The 14,699-nt window shown below is 67.5% G+C and carries 13 protein-coding genes and 3 pseudogenes; 11 read left to right on the top strand and 5 right to left on the bottom strand.

Features of this window, described 5'->3' with window-relative positions; all coding sequences use genetic code 11:
* Positions 1-227: 227 nt before the first annotated feature.
* Complete coding sequence (locus ACIGWZ_RS03945) at positions 228-716, top strand: carboxymuconolactone decarboxylase family protein (RefSeq protein WP_400060493.1); 489 nt, start codon at positions 228-230, stop codon at positions 714-716.
* Between the two features lie 1,117 nt (positions 717-1,833).
* A complete protein-coding gene (locus tag ACIGWZ_RS03940) occupies positions 1,834-2,448 on the top strand; it encodes an SUKH-4 family immunity protein (protein ID WP_400060491.1) in 615 nt (204 codons plus the stop codon).
* Positions 2,449-2,475: 27 nt separating this feature from the next.
* Here ACIGWZ_RS03940 and ACIGWZ_RS03935 read toward each other — a convergent pair.
* Positions 2,476-2,929, bottom strand: a pseudogene (locus tag ACIGWZ_RS03935) (transposase); the annotation flags it as partial.
* Positions 2,930-2,952: 23 nt separating this feature from the next.
* On the opposite strand from ACIGWZ_RS03935, the gene ACIGWZ_RS03930 reads away from it, so the two are divergent.
* The gene (locus ACIGWZ_RS03930) at positions 2,953-3,132 is read left to right on the top strand and encodes a hypothetical protein (protein ID WP_400060489.1); all 180 of its coding nucleotides are present in this window, start codon (positions 2,953-2,955) and stop codon (positions 3,130-3,132) included.
* A gap of 47 nt (positions 3,133-3,179) precedes the next feature.
* Positions 3,180-3,674 carry a hypothetical protein gene (locus ACIGWZ_RS03925; protein ID WP_400060487.1) on the top strand — a complete coding sequence of 165 codons (495 nt, stop codon included), beginning with the start codon at positions 3,180-3,182 and terminating at the stop codon, positions 3,672-3,674.
* A gap of 325 nt (positions 3,675-3,999) precedes the next feature.
* Here ACIGWZ_RS03925 and ACIGWZ_RS03920 read toward each other — a convergent pair whose 3' ends face one another.
* Positions 4,000-5,496 (bottom strand): DHA2 family efflux MFS transporter permease subunit, encoded by a 1,497-nt coding sequence (locus tag ACIGWZ_RS03920; RefSeq protein ID WP_400060486.1) that lies wholly within the window; start codon positions 5,494-5,496, stop codon positions 4,000-4,002.
* On the opposite strand from ACIGWZ_RS03920, the gene ACIGWZ_RS03915 reads away from it, so the two are divergent.
* A complete protein-coding gene (locus tag ACIGWZ_RS03915; RefSeq protein ID WP_400060484.1) occupies positions 5,495-6,316 on the top strand; it encodes an AraC family transcriptional regulator in 822 nt (273 codons plus the stop codon). The genes ACIGWZ_RS03920 and ACIGWZ_RS03915 overlap by 2 nt on opposite strands.
* A gap of 370 nt (positions 6,317-6,686) precedes the next feature.
* On the opposite strand, the gene ACIGWZ_RS03910 is transcribed toward ACIGWZ_RS03915, so the two are convergent.
* Positions 6,687-7,076, bottom strand: a complete 390-nt coding sequence (locus ACIGWZ_RS03910; protein ID WP_400060813.1) for a MarR family winged helix-turn-helix transcriptional regulator — start codon at positions 7,074-7,076, stop codon at positions 6,687-6,689.
* A 54-nt stretch (positions 7,077-7,130) separates the two neighbouring features.
* Between ACIGWZ_RS03910 and ACIGWZ_RS03905 the strand changes: the two genes are divergently transcribed.
* Together ACIGWZ_RS03905 and ACIGWZ_RS03900 are read left to right on the top strand one after the other, a co-directional pair.
* The gene (locus ACIGWZ_RS03905) at positions 7,131-7,505 is read left to right on the top strand and encodes an alpha/beta hydrolase fold domain-containing protein (RefSeq protein ID WP_400060482.1); all 375 of its coding nucleotides are present in this window, start codon (positions 7,131-7,133) and stop codon (positions 7,503-7,505) included.
* A 34-nt stretch (positions 7,506-7,539) separates the two neighbouring features.
* Positions 7,540-7,887: pseudogene (locus ACIGWZ_RS03900) on the top strand (transposase); the annotation flags it as partial.
* A gap of 234 nt (positions 7,888-8,121) precedes the next feature.
* On the opposite strand, the gene ACIGWZ_RS03895 reads toward ACIGWZ_RS03900, so the two are convergent.
* Positions 8,122-8,697: a CGNR zinc finger domain-containing protein gene (locus ACIGWZ_RS03895; RefSeq protein WP_400060480.1), complete on the bottom strand. Its 576-nt coding sequence runs from the start codon at positions 8,695-8,697 to the stop codon at positions 8,122-8,124.
* Positions 8,698-8,809: 112 nt separating this feature from the next.
* Here ACIGWZ_RS03895 and ACIGWZ_RS03890 point away from each other — a divergent pair, with 112 nt between their 5' ends.
* The 3 genes and pseudogenes from ACIGWZ_RS03890 (at position 8,810) to ACIGWZ_RS03880 (ending at position 12,363) form a co-directional block, all read left to right on the top strand.
* A complete protein-coding gene (locus tag ACIGWZ_RS03890) occupies positions 8,810-9,982 on the top strand; it encodes an epoxide hydrolase family protein (protein ID WP_400060478.1) in 1,173 nt (390 codons plus the stop codon).
* A gap of 423 nt (positions 9,983-10,405) precedes the next feature.
* Positions 10,406-10,558, top strand: a pseudogene (locus tag ACIGWZ_RS03885) (CbtA family protein); the annotation flags it as partial.
* Between the two features lie 200 nt (positions 10,559-10,758).
* Complete coding sequence (locus tag ACIGWZ_RS03880; RefSeq protein WP_400060476.1) at positions 10,759-12,363, top strand: amidase; 1,605 nt, start codon at positions 10,759-10,761, stop codon at positions 12,361-12,363.
* A gap of 392 nt (positions 12,364-12,755) precedes the next feature.
* Here the strand turns inward: ACIGWZ_RS03880 and ACIGWZ_RS03875 are convergent, their stop codons facing one another.
* Positions 12,756-13,244 carry a MarR family winged helix-turn-helix transcriptional regulator gene (locus ACIGWZ_RS03875; protein WP_400060474.1) on the bottom strand — a complete coding sequence of 163 codons (489 nt, stop codon included), beginning with the start codon at positions 13,242-13,244 and terminating at the stop codon, positions 12,756-12,758.
* Between the two features lie 215 nt (positions 13,245-13,459).
* Here ACIGWZ_RS03875 and ACIGWZ_RS03870 point away from each other — a divergent pair, with 215 nt between their 5' ends.
* On the top strand, positions 13,460-14,638 hold the full coding sequence (locus ACIGWZ_RS03870; protein ID WP_400060472.1) for a cytochrome P450: 1,179 nt from the start codon (positions 13,460-13,462) through the stop codon (positions 14,636-14,638).
* The last annotated feature ends 61 nt before the right edge of the window (positions 14,639-14,699 follow it).

The raw sequence follows: 14,699 nt of genomic DNA, 5'->3' as shown, positions 1-14,699 counted from the left end.
TAGGCCATCACTCGATCTGCGGGTCGAACGGCCGGCCACGGGCGGCTGGAGGGAGTTGGACACGGCAACCACTTTGCTGACACAACCTGGGCGCGGCCCCAAAAGGACAGGTTTGTCACCAGGCCCGGAGCGCCCCGGAAAACTTTCCGGATTCCGGTCACATCCGCGTGCGCCGATCCGTCAGTGCTGTGAAGACGCCAACCAGGCCGAAGCGAAGGAGAGCAGTCATGACGAACACCTCCATCTCCCGGATGCCCAACCCGGCCGAGTTCGTGCCCGAGCTGAACGACATCAGCGCCGCCCTCTTCCGGGCCACGGGCAACCACTCGGTGCCCCGCACCACGATGAACCTCGTCCACCTGCGTGCCGGACAGATCGTCGGCAACACCTACCTGACAATCCTGAACACCGGCTTCCTGCGCAAGGCCGGGGAGTCCGAGGAGCGCATCACCGCCGTCTCCTCCTGGCAGGACGCCCCGTACTTCACCGCCGCCGAGCGCGCCGCCCTCGCCTTGGTGGAGGCCACCCTCCAGCCCGCCCCGCACGGCAAGGAGCGCGTCTCCGACGAGCTGTACGCCGAGGTGGCGAAGCACTACGACGAGAAGGCGCTGGCCACCCTGACCATCGCGATCGGCCAGATCAACTTCTTCATCGCCCTTGCCGTCATCGGCAAGCCGCAGCCGGTCAGCTCCCTCGCGGACGAGCAGTGGGACTGACCTGTCCGGGAGCGGGGTGGCCCCATGCGGCGACGCGGGGCCACATGGCCGTCGAGAACACATGCCGTGCCGCCGAAGGGCGTTCAGGCCGGTAGCCACACACGAGCCAACGGACGCCCTTCGCCATGGCTGCGGCCGCCGCAGACATCGGACTCGTCGAGCACCCGCCCGGCGTCGCCGCCTCGGTCGCTCTGCAGCTACGAGCACTGCCCGAGGACTGGCCGCTACGCGACCTCCGGTCTTCCGGTGAAGCCTGCTGTGAGACGCGGGCGGGGGTTCTTGGTCGGCGCTGTCGGATCAGCGTCTTGGAGTGATCACAAGGAGCGCCTCTGTGCTGGTCGACATTCGGAAGTACGACGGCAACTTGAGCGCGCAGTGGACCGCTACCCGGCTCGGTGAAGACGAGCACGGCGTGTGGTTGGGCACGGCGCAGGGTGTCCCCGTCGGCTGTGGGCAGCGGCGTCCCCTCGGTCAGGCTTCCCGACCGCAACAGTTCTGAGCAACACCGCAATGGCTCGGAGGTTGAAGAACAAGCTCACGGCCGCACCCACTCGCCACGGCGGGCAACGATCCCCAGCCAGAGGCGAGAGTCCGGCCACGGTTCCCCACCGCCGTGGCGGGGTCGCAGGAGAGGCACCCCCGAGCGGAAGTCCTCACCACCGCTTCGCAGTCGCGGGCCATATCGCGGACCAGGTCCCCAACCTTCGGGGCATCGCTCACAGCTGCACCTTCAGCTCGGCCCGTACGCGCGTGCCCCAGCTCAGGAGGTCGGTGCCCCACTGTCTGCCGTGGCATCAACGAGGACCAGGCCGCGGCCCGACTCGGGGCTCCAGCCCGAGGTCAGGGGCACCGGCCGGCGGAGCGACGTCGGCCCGCGGTGGCCGTTTCCGGCTCGCTCGACAGCGTCACGTTGTATCCGGGGTGACCCGTGGGACGGGGCCGCACGGCGGTCATCGTCATACTCACGCCTGGGCCGATTCTTTCGGATCACCCTGCGAACCGGCAGGAGATGCCTGTCGGCGGTTGTTGCAGGTGCCCGCCGGCTGGGCCCGTGGTCGGGATTGTCAGTGCCGCACGGTTGAATGGAACTGCTGTCGTGCTGATCGGGGGAACATCGTTGAACACGTCTGAACTGCTGGCCATCGCCCAAAGCCCCACCATCGAGTGGCTGGAGTCCTGTTTCGGGCCCGGTACGTTGTGGCGCCCCGGCCCAGCTGCGCTGCCTGCCGGGTTGCAGGACAAGGAAACCCGCGCGTTCCTGACCGAGACAGGGATCCCGGCGGTGCAGCTCCACGCTCTTTCCTACGACTCGGCCGACCTGCCCGAGCGGGGCATGTGGGAGGCGGACCCGGACGAGCTGTTCGGCAACCGCTACCCGGACGACCACTCCCCTCCGACCCGGTACTCCTACTGCATAGGCAAGCTCAGCCAGTTGCACCTGATGGTGAGCGGCAACACCGGGGCGGTCGAGATCTACAACCCCGACGGCTGGGACCATGCGGCGGGATACGGCGGGTACGCGGCCCCGTCGGTGCCCGAGTTCATCGGCGCGCTCGGACTGTTCACGCTCTACCAGCAGCGATTCGACGATGCTGACGTGTCGGCCGCATTCGCCGCCTTGGACGAGTTCACCACTCTGCTCGAGCAGTTGGGCCAGGGCCCGGATGAATCGGGTTTCTGGGAAGACCTGCTGGAAGAGATACGGGAGGAATGCGAGTACCGGGACGACTAGTGACCTGAAGTCAGAGGCGCGGTGGCAGTAGGCGGCGATTCGGTCGAGGATTTCGTCGGCGGTCTTCGTCCAGAAGAACGGTAGGGGGTTGGTGTTCCAGTCGGCGGGACAGGGCCGGACGTCGCGTTCGAGAGCCTGGACGGATCGGTGGACGCCGCGCTTGAGCTTCTTCTGCGTGAGCTCGGGGAAACACCGCTGCACAAGGTTCAGCCAGGACGAGCTCGTAGGCGTGAAGTGCTGGTGGAAACGGGGATGCACCAACAGCCACTTCTTGACCGCGGGCGTCTTGTGGGTCGCGTAGTTGTCGATAATGAGACGGACCTCTAAGCCGCCCGGGTCCTGCCTGTCGAGCCGGCTGAAACCGGTCCAGGGCCTGGATCTGCGACTTCTCGTCCACCCACAGGACCAAGGCCTTCCCCGGCGGGTCGAGATAGAGCCCGACAACTTCACGAACCTTGTCGATGAACAACGCATCCGTTGATGTGGCGTTCGATCCGGCCGCTCATGGCCCGCATCACCGCGACAGCCGACCTCGTGACCTGGGACGCCTTCGAGCAACCGCACCGCAAGACCCGCGACTATGCGGCATTCGGTCCGTTCCCGTTTGACCGTCTCCAATACGATAATGCCTTGCGGGTCCTGAGCTCGGTGACCGGCTCCGCCGTCGACGACACGTGCGCATGAGCGCTACCGGGCGCGGCCTGCTGGACTAGAGGATGGGGAAGCGGTTCATGGAAAGGTTCGAGACAGAGAGTCTGGCGCTTATGCCTGGTCAGAAGGTTCGGGCCAGGGTCCTCAGCCATCACCCATGGGGTGTGGTCGTTGAGATCATCGGTTACGAGAACGCCGGTCTGTCGGCCTCTATCGACATGATCCAGCAGTTCTCCCAGACCACAAGCAGCCATGACGAACTACTCGCGCTCTTTCCACCGATCGGTTCGCAGATCGATGCAGTGATCGAGCAAATCCACCGCTGGCATCCGCCGGTATCAGTGCGGCTCAGCATCCGACCTGCCGACCTGGAGTCGCTGGCCTGGCGCTGCAACTTCTGTGGTGAACGGATCACGTTGAGCCCAGGTGGAGACGCCCTCGTCCTGGACTCGCGGAGCAACGACGGTCCAGGAAGCCACACCATCATCTCCCACCGGCAGTGCCTGGCCGAGCGAATCCGCCCAGAGGACGCCGGAGAGCGGGCGCGAGCATTGACGATCGGGAAGATGTGCTGAGGGTCGCAAGGCGCGTGCCTGACCGCGTCAGCCTCGCTGACGCGGATGAAAAGCGCGACCGACTTGCCCGGCAACCGTTCTGACCGCGGTGTAGTCAACCTCGGCATCCGACGATCACAAGCCCTGGTTCCGTCCCGCCAACCCCATGGAGAGGATCCGTTCGGCCTCCGTTCGGCCTTCGTGCTGGAGCAACGAGGCCGTTCGCATCGGAAGTTCAGACAGGTCGAGGATGCCCGACGGCGGCAGGCCGTCGACCTCGGTATGCCCGACCGCCGTCGGCACCGGCACAACCGGCCGACCATGAGGGTGTCGCCAAGCCAAGCCCTTAGTGACCGGCAACCCGCTTCCCCTCCAGGGATGTCGTGCTGACCGAGCCGGCCCCTCCGCCGTCCCGCGGTCGCTGCCCGGTGGTGAACACCGCGACGGCGGTGACGGCCAAACCGTCGAGGCAGAGGCACGCCCAGGGCAGGTGCGTGGCGTTGCTGAGGAGATGAGGACCTGTGGATGACCCAAGCTTGATCGTCAGGAGTCCTCCCAGGATGGCAACGCCCAGGGCATTGCCGAACTGGCGCGCGGTGGCGGCCACCGCCGAGGCGACCCCGGCCTGGCTTGCCGGCATGCCGCTGACGGCAGTGCTGGTGATCGGCGGATTGACCAGGCCGAATCCGGCGCCCAGCAGCACATAGGCGAACGCGATCTCGACGTAGGGGGTGGAGGGACTCAACCCGAGCAGCACCGCGCTGCCCGCCGTGATGAACAGGCCGGCGGCAATCAGCGGCGGGCGCGTCCCATAGCGGGCCACCAACCAGCCGCCCAACGGCCCTCCGGCAGCGATCGCCACCGTGGCCGGAAGCAGGGCCACTCCGGCGCTTCGGGCGGACAGTCCACGCTCCTGCTGCAGATACAGGGTGTTGACGAGCAGGAAACCGGCCAGCGCGATGAACGCCAGCAGAGCGATGACATTCGCGCCGGTGAACGGCATGTTCCGGAAGTACCGCAGGTCCAGCATCGGTTCGCGCTGCCGCAGTTCGGCCACGACGAACGCGATGAGTGCGACGGCAGCAAGCACAAAACCGCTCACGATCAGCGGCCTGCCCCATCCATCCCTGGGTCCCTGGACCAGCGTGTAGGTCAATGCGGCAAGAAACACCATGATCAAGCCCTGTCCGAGCGGATCCACTCGGCGGGGCCGGGGTGCGCGGGACTCGGGTACGAACCGGCGCGCGAGCACCAGCGCGGCCAGGCCAAGGGGGATGTTGACCCAGAACACCGAGCGCCACCCCGCAGCACTCACGAGCAGCCCGCCGGCAAGCGGCCCACACGCGGTGGCTACGCCGAAGATTCCACCCCACATCCCCAGCGCCTTGTCCCGCTCACCAGGGTCACGGAAGACATCGCGCACGATCGATAACGAAGTCGGTGTCAGCGCAGCCCCTCCCATGGCCTGAACCACTCGTGCGGCGACCAGTGTGCCCAGGTTCACCGCCACGCTGCAGAGCGCCGAGCCCACGGTGAAAACCAGCACCCCGAACAGGAACAGTCGACGTCGGCCCAACCGATCGCCGATGGAGCCGGCCAGCAGTAGCAAGCTGCCCAGCACCAACAGATAGCCATCCATCACCCACTGCAATGCGGTCAGATCGCAGGCCAGACTGGTCTGGATCGTGGGCAACGCGACGTTGAGGATTGTGTTGTCCAGATAGGTCATGAACAGGCTCAGACCGCAGATCCCCAGCACCGCCAGCCGGCGGCGCCGCCCCGAGGGCCCCGCCAGGGTAGCCCGGATTGCAGCAGTCGATGGTAAGTGAAGGTGTGCGGACATGGATCACAATCTCACCGATGCGCTGTCCGGCGGGCTACCGATAGACTGCCACGCTGTGCTCGTTGCCCGCCATCTGCCCAGGGCCGGGTGGATCTCTCACGACCTGACCCATGGCGATATCAGTCCCCCTCACCAGCATGAGCGCGGACACCTCGTCTATGCCGCCAGCGGCATCCTGTCCGTCACCACCCAGCGGGGCAGGTGGATCTGCCCCGCCAACCGGGCAGCCTGGACCCCGGCCCGGACCGAACACCACCACCAAGCCCATAGCCGCACCGACATGCGCATCGTGTTCATCGCGCCCTCCCTGGCCCGCGCCCTCCCCAACCGGCCCGCTGTGCTCGCCATTTCCGGCTTGGCCCGGGAAGTCCTGCTTGCACTCACCGGCAACCGTTCCTACCGCCCGGCCACCCGCACCCGGCTACGCAACATCCTCGTCGAGGAAGTCAGCGCGTCTTCAGAGCAACCTCTCCATTTGCCCGAACCTCAAGATGACCGCCTACGGGCCCTGGCCCACCTGCTCCATGACAACCCCGCCAACACCGCTTCGCTCGCCGCACTGGGCAAGGCCGTGGGCGCCAGCGAACGCACCCTCAGCCGGCTGTTCCACGACGAACTGGGCATGAGCTTTCAACAATGGCGCACCCAACTGCGCCTTCATCACGCCCTGGTTCTGCTCTCCGACGGACACACCGTCACCGCTACCGCTCACGCCTGCGGGTGGTCCAACCCCAGCACCTTCATTCACGCCTTCACCACGGTCATCGGTCAAACTCCCGGCCGTTACCAACACGGCCTGCACCACCGGGCCGAGGGCTGACCCGAAGCGAGCCCGAGACAGCAGGCAACAACGCCCCTCCCCACGTGATTCCGGCTTGACGGCCAACCCTGCAGAAGGGCTATACGACCTCTTGGTTCAGAGAAGCCTGTGTGAGGTGCTCGATGCTCCCGCCGGACATCAAGCAGCGGGCGAAAGACAGGGCGCGGCGAAGACAGCGAGGAGCGTGTCGAGGTCTTGTGGAGGGGCAGCGTAGGAAGAACTTCCGTCCTGGAAGACGACGTTGATCGAGGGCGACGGATGGCTCTTAGGGTGCGTATCGAGTCGTGATCAATTCGCGGGATTCGCCCTCGTAACACACACTGATCACGCAGCCAACGGGCAGTCGCATCGCACTGGATGCGCATGCCGGTCAGCCTGTGGGCAGGCCGATCTGGTCGCGTTCGAGCACGGAGCGCAGCTCCGAGAGGATCTGTACGGCGGCCAGTGCTGAGGGACCGCCGAGGACGTCTGTGGTCAGCTCGGCCAGTGTTTTGGTGAACGTCGCCTCCGCCGCCTCGACGAGTTGCAGGCCGCCGGCGGTCAGGTCCAGCAGTGATGAGCGACGATCCGATGGATTGGTTCGCCGTATGACCCATGCCTGCTTCTCCAGGCGGTCGATGCCCTTGCTGGTCGCGCCGATCCCGATGGCGAATTCGGTGGCGAGGTCCGCCACCCGGGACCCGGGGTGGTCGCGCAGGAAGCGCAGGAACTCGAACTGCGAGGTGACGATCCCGTGCCGCTCACGAAGGAGGTCGTTCAGCGCGTTGTCGTGGCGTTCTCCCCCGGACTCGACGGGACCCGGACAGGCGCGAGCATGGACACCAAGGCGAGCATCGACCCGTTCTTCACGCGTGAGGGCCTGGAACACACCGGAGCCATGTATCGCGCGGGACATGACCCCCACCAGCCCATGCTCAGCCCCGCCACCCTCGCCGACCTGACCGGCTTCCCCCCGATGCTTCTGCAGGTGGGTACCAACGAAATGCTCCTGGACGACTCGATACGCACCTCCACGCGCGCGAGGGACGCCGGAGTGGACGTCGTCCTGGACATCACCGCTGACGTTCCACATGTCTTCCAGGCGTTCGCCGGCGTCCTGGACGAGGCCGACGAGGCACTGGACCGCGCCGCTCTCTTTCTCAGCCAGCACATCCGCACCAGGGACACGGCACGCACGTCGGCAGACTGAAGCCTGCGGACGGTCTCATTTCGTCGATCCGTACCTGCCGATCGGCGAGTACGGCCCGTACCCCGAGCGGCTGCGCCAGCAGTTCGAGGGCGTGATCTGGCGGTTCAAGACGGGCGGGCAGTGGCGGGAGAGGCCGGCCGGGTTCGGCGCCTGATCGACCGTCCACAACCGCTTCCGGCAGTGGCGTGACGCAGGCGTCTTCGAAGCCCTGCCGGACGGACTGATCGCAGAGGCCGCGAAGCGGGGTGAGGTGGACCTGTCCCTGGTCGGCGTCGACTCCACCACCGCGCGCGCTAACCACGATGCTGCCGGGATACATCTGGGCCAGGATGTCATCACCGCGCTGGAGAATGCCGCCGAGGAGGAGAAGGTTAGGCAGCGGACAGCCCGCAGTTCATCCCCGTGCTCAAGAAGATACGGGCCCGCGGGCCCGAAGACCCCGGACAGCCACCTCGCCGGCCTTCACCTGTGCGCCTCAATGATCTGGATCAAAGACCTCACCCGGACCACCTGTTGATCACGACTCAATACACGCCCGAGTGGTGCCGTTGGGGTGCACCCAACGCGACAGATGTGTCGCAGGCGTGGGGCCCACTTGGATGTACCGAGGTAACGATCACTCCGCTGATCTGGGTTTTTTGCGCTGGTTGGCATTGAAGCGCGCTTTCTTCTGGCGATTCCCGCATGTGTTCATGTCACACCATTTGCGGGTGCGACTTTGGCTGGTGTCGAAGAAGGCGGCTTGGCAGGTTGGTGATGCGCACAAGGCCAATTTTCCGTCTCGTTCGCCTGCAACGATGCTGATCGCGTCGGCGGCGATCACGCTGAGCGCATCTTCCACGCAGGAAGTCGAGCCAAGTAGCCATCGCCGCTCGCCTTCGGGCGTCAGGATCGCTGCGGCCCGACCCTGCGTGCTGCAGTCATTGATGACTTGGACAGCAGACGCAGGGAGAGCGTCCTGGAGCGCGGCCGCTGTCGCGGCGGCGTGAATCGACTCCCTCAGTTCCCGAGCGCGGTCGAGCTGGGCAGTGGTGCAGGAGTCCACGGCGAGGCCGCTCACTGCCAGCCAGTCGACGAGTCGGTGCGGCGTGGGGATGCGCTCCACAGCGTCGCCATGACGCTCCGACAGAGTCCCCGTGAAGCTGGTCGCCAGCACGCTACCGAGACGGAATTCAGGGAAGCCAGCACGCATGGAACCACCTTAGCCGGTTGCACGCCGGCATGAAGGCGCGGTAGAACCGGTAGAACCGCCTTAGCCGGTTCGCGATGGCTCGCAGCCGGTTCCACGATGGCCAGGAGGTCTCATGCCCCGTCTCACCAGCGACGTACAAGCATTTGAAGCCCACGCATCGGACGCCGACCTCGACGATCTGCGCGCGCGACTGGCCGCGGCGCGGCTGCCGGAGGCCGAGACGGTCTACCGTGCCGCGCCCGACCCTCGCCGATGGGAACAGGGCGTTCCGCTCGCCGACCTCGTGGACGTCGTGAACTACTGGCGCACCGGGTACGACTGGCGGGCGTTCGAAGGGCGCCTCAACCGGATCGGCCAGTTCCGCACGATCATTGATGGTCTGGGAATCCACTTCCTGCACCGCCGATCCGCGCGCGCGGATGCCACTCCGCTGATCTTGACGCACGGCTGGCCGGGCAGCATTGCCGAGTTCGTCGACGTAGTGGACGAGCTGGCAGATCCGAAAGATGCGGACACGCCGGCATTCCACGTCGTGGTCCCCTCGCTACCAGGCTTTGGTTACAGCGACAGGCCGGCCACCACCGGGTGGGGAACCGAAAAGATCGCGGCCGCGTGGGTGGAACTGATGGGAAGGCTCGGCTACAGCAAGTTCGCGGCCTACGGCGGCGACTGGGGAGGTGTGATCACCACAATCCTCGCCGGCAGGTTCCCTGACCACGTACTCGGCATCCACTCAACGTTGGCGCAGGCACCGCCCGGGTTGACAACGGACGGGCTGACGGCGGTCGAGCGCAAGTGGACCGAGGAGACCCGCGATTTCTGGCGCCACCGCGCCGCGTACGCGAAGCAGCAGGCGACCCGACCGCAGACCATCGGGTACGCGCTCGTCGACTCACCGGTCGGGCTTCTTGCCTGGATCCTTGACAAGTTCGCCGAGTGGACAGATACGGAAGACAGCCCGTTCGAGGCGATTTCCGTAGACAGGATTCTTGACAATGTCACCCTGTATTGGCTGACACGGACCGGCGCATCGGCGGCCCGCATTTACTACGAAAGCCACGACTCGCTCGACCCCGAACTTCGGGTCGACGTCCCGTCAGCAATCAGTATGTATCCCCGCGACATCGAGAAGTGTCCGCGCACCTGGGCACAGGAGCGGTATCGGCAGATCGTCCGATGGAGGTCACCCGAAACCGGGGGGCATTTCCCGTCGCTGGAGGTTCCCGAGTATTTCGTCAAAGATCTGCAAGAGGGCCTCGCGGCAGTGCTGGCCGCTAATCGGTGAACGCGGCTGGATGCCGGCACCCGATCACGCCTGATCCGGCTCAAGGCGTTGCCCGACGGCTTACCAGACCGAGTTCCTCGAGACGGCAGAACGTGGTCAGGCAGGGCGCGGCGAAGACAGCGTGGAGCGTGTCGAGGTCTTTCGGAGGTAGTTCAGAGAAGGTGGTCAGGATCTTGAGCCGGGTGTAATGGCTCTGGTGGACAACGTGATCGATGCCGACGACAACGCCTGCCACTGCTGACCCGCAGACCCGCAGACCCGCAGCGCGGCACGTGCGGCGGTGGAGCTGCTGCAGCTCCTGAGTTCAGGAGGCGGCGAAGGAGCCTTCGCCGCCCGCCGCCTGGCAGGGAGCCTGGCCCGTCGGCTGCCGGCAGACGGCTGAACTGGCCCGGACCCGCGCGGTCAGGGCTCCTTCTCGAGGTCGACGAGGCGCCCAAAGGCTTCCCGGCCCCCGTGTTGTGGCAGTTCCGCCTCGCCTCGCTCGGCATCCAGGCGCTGTTGTGGGCCTCCTTCGGCGTGCTCTTCGGCTTCCTCGCCGAACGGGCCCTGCGGCCGGTCTCGCCGCGCGCCCGGCCGGGGTGTCGAAGGCGCCCACGGCCTGCTGAGGGCCGCATACGAGGGGCCCGTGCCGGGGGCGCGACCGGCACGGGCCTCATATGCGGCGTGGCCCGGGGAAACGCGCCGCGGACACAGGGACCGCCGCGTGCCCGCGCCGGCGGCGCGAAACGCTCTTGCGCCGGAGCGCCGGCCCATAGTCCGCTGATTCCATGAGGAGCATGAAGAAGTGGAGCATCGCCGCGCTGCTCGCCGCCCTGGTCGTGGGCTCCCTCGGTGCGGGCGCGGCGCATCCGCAGGCGGCGAGCGCCGGGCCCGGCGCGGGCGGTCCGCCGGGGAGCGGTGCGTCCCCGGGGCCGGGAGTCGCCCTCGACACCGTGACGATCCCGGAATTACAGGCCCGCATGGCGGACGGTTCGCTCACCTCGTCGGCGCTGACGGCCGCCTATCTGCGACGGATCGAGACCATCGGCCCCAGGATCAACGCGGTACTGAGGACCGACCCGACGGCGCTGCGCCAGGCGGCCGCCAGCGACGCCAGGCACCGGCGCGGTGCCGCCCGCGGCCCGCTCGACGGCATTCCCGTCCTGCTCAAGGACAATGTGGACACCCACGACATGCCGACGACGGCCGGATCGCTGGCGCTGGCCGGGAGCCCGCCGGATGCCGATGCCGCCCTGGTGACCCGGCTGCGGGACGCCGGGGCGGTGATCCTCGGCAAGACCAATCTGTCCGAATGGGCGAACTTCCGTGCGGAGAAGCCCACGTCGGGCTGGTCGGCGGTGGGCGGCCAGACTCGTAACCCCTACGTCCTGGACCGGAATCCGTGCGGGTCGTCTGCCGGTTCGGCCGCCGCGCTCGCCGCGTCGCTGGCGCAGGTGGCGATCGGCACCGAGACGGACGGCTCCATCGTGTGCCCGGCCGGAATGAACGGGGTGGTGGGCCATAAGCCCAGCCTCGGCCTCGTCAGCCGGGCCGGAGTGGTCCCGATCTCCGCCGAGCAGGACACCGCGGGGCCCATGGCACGCAATGTGACCGACACCGCGCTCACCCTTGCGGTGCTCAGCGGTGGCGACGCCTCGCTCGCCGGCGGCACCGCCGGCCTCCCGGACGGGCCGACGCACTCCGGGACCCTGCGCGGCAAACGGATCGGCCTGTGGCGGCTGCCCTCGCTGGGGCCGGAGGTGGATGCGCTGATGAGCCGTACCGCGAGGGAGCTGCGTCGCGCGGGAGCCGAGGTCGTCGAGGTGACACCGCCGTACCAGAAGCGGCTCGGCGCGCTCGAATTCCCCGCGCTGCTGAGCGAGTTCCATCGGGACATCGACGCCTACCTCGCCACCCGTCACGGTCCGCGGGACCTCCGCGAGCTGATCGCGTTCGACCGCACCCAACCGGCGGAACGGACCTGCTTCGCCGGCCAGGAGCTGTTCGAGCGGGCCCTCGCCGCGCCTCCCACCACCGACCCGGGATACCGGGCCATGCGCGCCGAGCTGAAGGACCTCTCCCGGCGCTCGATCGACGAGACCCTGTCCGCGCACCGGCTCGACGCCCTCGCCTCGCCCACGAACCCGCCCGCCTGGACGACCGACTGTGCGCGGGGCGACAACGACGTCATCCCGTCGTCGACCCCCGCTGCCGTGGCCGGATACCCGTCGTTGTCGGTGCCCGCCGGGTTCGTGCGCGAGCTCCCCGTGGGCCTGCTCCTGATGGCCGGTGACCGCCAGGACGCCCACCTCCTGTCGCTGGGCGCCGCGGTGGAACGCCGGCTGCACGCCTGGCGAGCGCCGCACTATCTGCCGACGGCGGGTCCCGGCACCGCCCGGTGACCCGGCCACGCGGTAGGCGGCGGCCCGGCGCGGCGTACCGCCGGGCCGCCGCCGTCGCCGCGTGCTCGCCGCCGCCTACCTGTCCGCCTGTACCCCCCTGGGCCCCGGCTCCGTCGCCCGCCGACACGTACGGCTCCGCCAGATCCACCCCAGCCGGTGCGGCCACCCGCCACCCCCAGCACGATCACCCGCACTGTCCTGTCGAAGTACATCTGTCAGGGGAAGTACATGTGTCAGAGGGGGAGCCGCTGAATTGTGGGGTTGTCAGGTGCTTTGAGATCGTCGGGAGCCAGCGTCTCCGACAGTCCGGATTCCGCGGAAGTCTCGTTCGCGAGGGAGGCAGAACTGCCTGCGGAGGGGGTCCCGCTGGAGGGCGGACGGTCGATCGCCCGTCACATGTCCCCGGTTTGCCGCGTGAGCTGAGTGTCCAGGGTGGAGCGCAGTTGGGTCAGGACGGTCTCGAGCTGCTGAAGCAGCTCGGGCGGGTGCTGCGACAAGACGGCGTCCTGGCGGGCGTTGACGGCGCCGAAGAATGCATCAGCGCGTTCCTTGACCTGGGGGGTGCTGCGCAGGGTGACGATCCGCCGGTCGGTGTGTTCGCGGGTGCGGATGACGTACCCGGCCCGTTCGAGGCGGTTGAGCAGTGCGGTCATGGCTCCCGATGACAGGGAGATGCGACCGCTGAGCAGAGCTGGGGACAGCGGGACACCCCTGGCTTCGGCCGAGGCGATCTCCAGCAGAGCGAAAGCATCGGTGGAGTGCACGTCCATCTGAGCGGCGAAGCGTCGGCCCAGTTCGGTGAAGCTCGCACCGTAGGCCCTGAGCTCTTCCGCCAGCCGCTCGCGCTGCGCCGCGACGCCGGTGGGCTCCGATTCGTCCACCGAGCCCCTCCCTTCCCTTTGCCGCCGACGATTCATGTCGCCGGCACGCGTTGACAACCTGTCACCGAACAGCATAGCTTCCTCGCGAAGTCACTTCATCGTGAAGTATTCTAGTCATGGAGTTGCTCTAACGTGGAGGCATAAAGGGGTTGCGGCACGCACCGGACCGCAATCGCTCGCCCCCATTCCCCTCCCCTACTCATGGAGCCCCACAGATGCTGAACGCGCCCTACCTGGACGGCGTCGACCCGTTCGCCGCAACCCTCCGCGGCCTCACCGAACCCGATCCGGTCCACGCCGCCTTGCGCGCCGCCGGCCCCATCGTCCAAGTGGACGCCCCGGCCGGAGGACGGGCATGGATCGTGACCGACAGCACCACGGCACGCGAGGTGCTCAACGACCCCCGGATCGCCAAGGACCCGGCGTTCGCACCTCCCGGCTGGGATCGTCGCACCGCCGGACTTGAGCAGACCGCCGCCGAGCAGCCATCCCTCACCACCCTCGACGGCCCCGACCACGCCGACCTGCGACGCGCCCACGCTCCGCTCCTCAACGCCCAACGGATCCGCGAGCAGTCCGACCGGATCCACGCGATTGCCCGGAAGTTACTCACTGAGCTCGCCGCCGACCGCACGGAGATCGACCTGATGGCCGGCTTCACCACCCGCTATCCGCTCACCGTCCTGCTCGACCTGCTCGGTATCCCCCTCGATTACGTCGATCAAGCCGCCGACGCCTGCAGACGGATGCTCAGCAACCAGCCCGGCGCACAGGGCAGCGCGATCGCTGCACTCACCGAACTCGCCGCTTCCGGGCTCGACAACGGCCAGGGACTCGCCGCCGAGCTGCGTGACCGAGTCCCCGCACACACCACCCAAGAGCAGCTGCAGTACCACCTGTTCGCGCTGATCTTCGCCGGACAGCTCACCACCGACGCCGCCCTCGGCACTCTGATGGCGCGCGCACTCGCGGGCGGGCTGCACCAAAACTCAGTGGACGAAGGAGGTGTGGGCCAAGGGGGTATCGACGAACTGGTCCGCGAGACGCTCAGGCAGCACCCGCCCGCCCCGTTCACCCTCTGGCGGTTCACCACCACCGAGATCGAACTCGCCGGAATACGGCTTCCCGCCCGGGCGCCCGTGCTCGTCGACATCCAGGGAATCAACACCGACCCCGCCCGCTCACCCGGACCGGACCTGGCCTTCGGCGCCGGCCCGCACTTCTGCGTCGGCGCCCAACTCGCACAGCTCGAACTGAGAGCGGCGACCACGGTGCTGCGAACCGACTTTCCCGACGCCCGCCTCACCGTCCCCTTCACCGAGCTCCGGCAGACCACCATCGGCGGTCTACAAGGAAGCCGACTGGCCACCCTCCCCGTCACGCTGCACAGCTGACGTGACGGTTTAACATGCCCCCGGCCTCCAGTGGTGCTCCGAGGCCGGGGGCACCACGGCC

The sequence above is a fragment of the Streptomyces sp. NPDC053427 genome (genome assembly GCF_044544985.1).
Lineage (GTDB): Bacteria > Actinomycetota > Actinomycetes > Streptomycetales > Streptomycetaceae > Streptomyces.
Note: the sequence above shows the minus strand (reverse complement) of the source record. Positions and strands in the feature narration are given on the sequence as shown.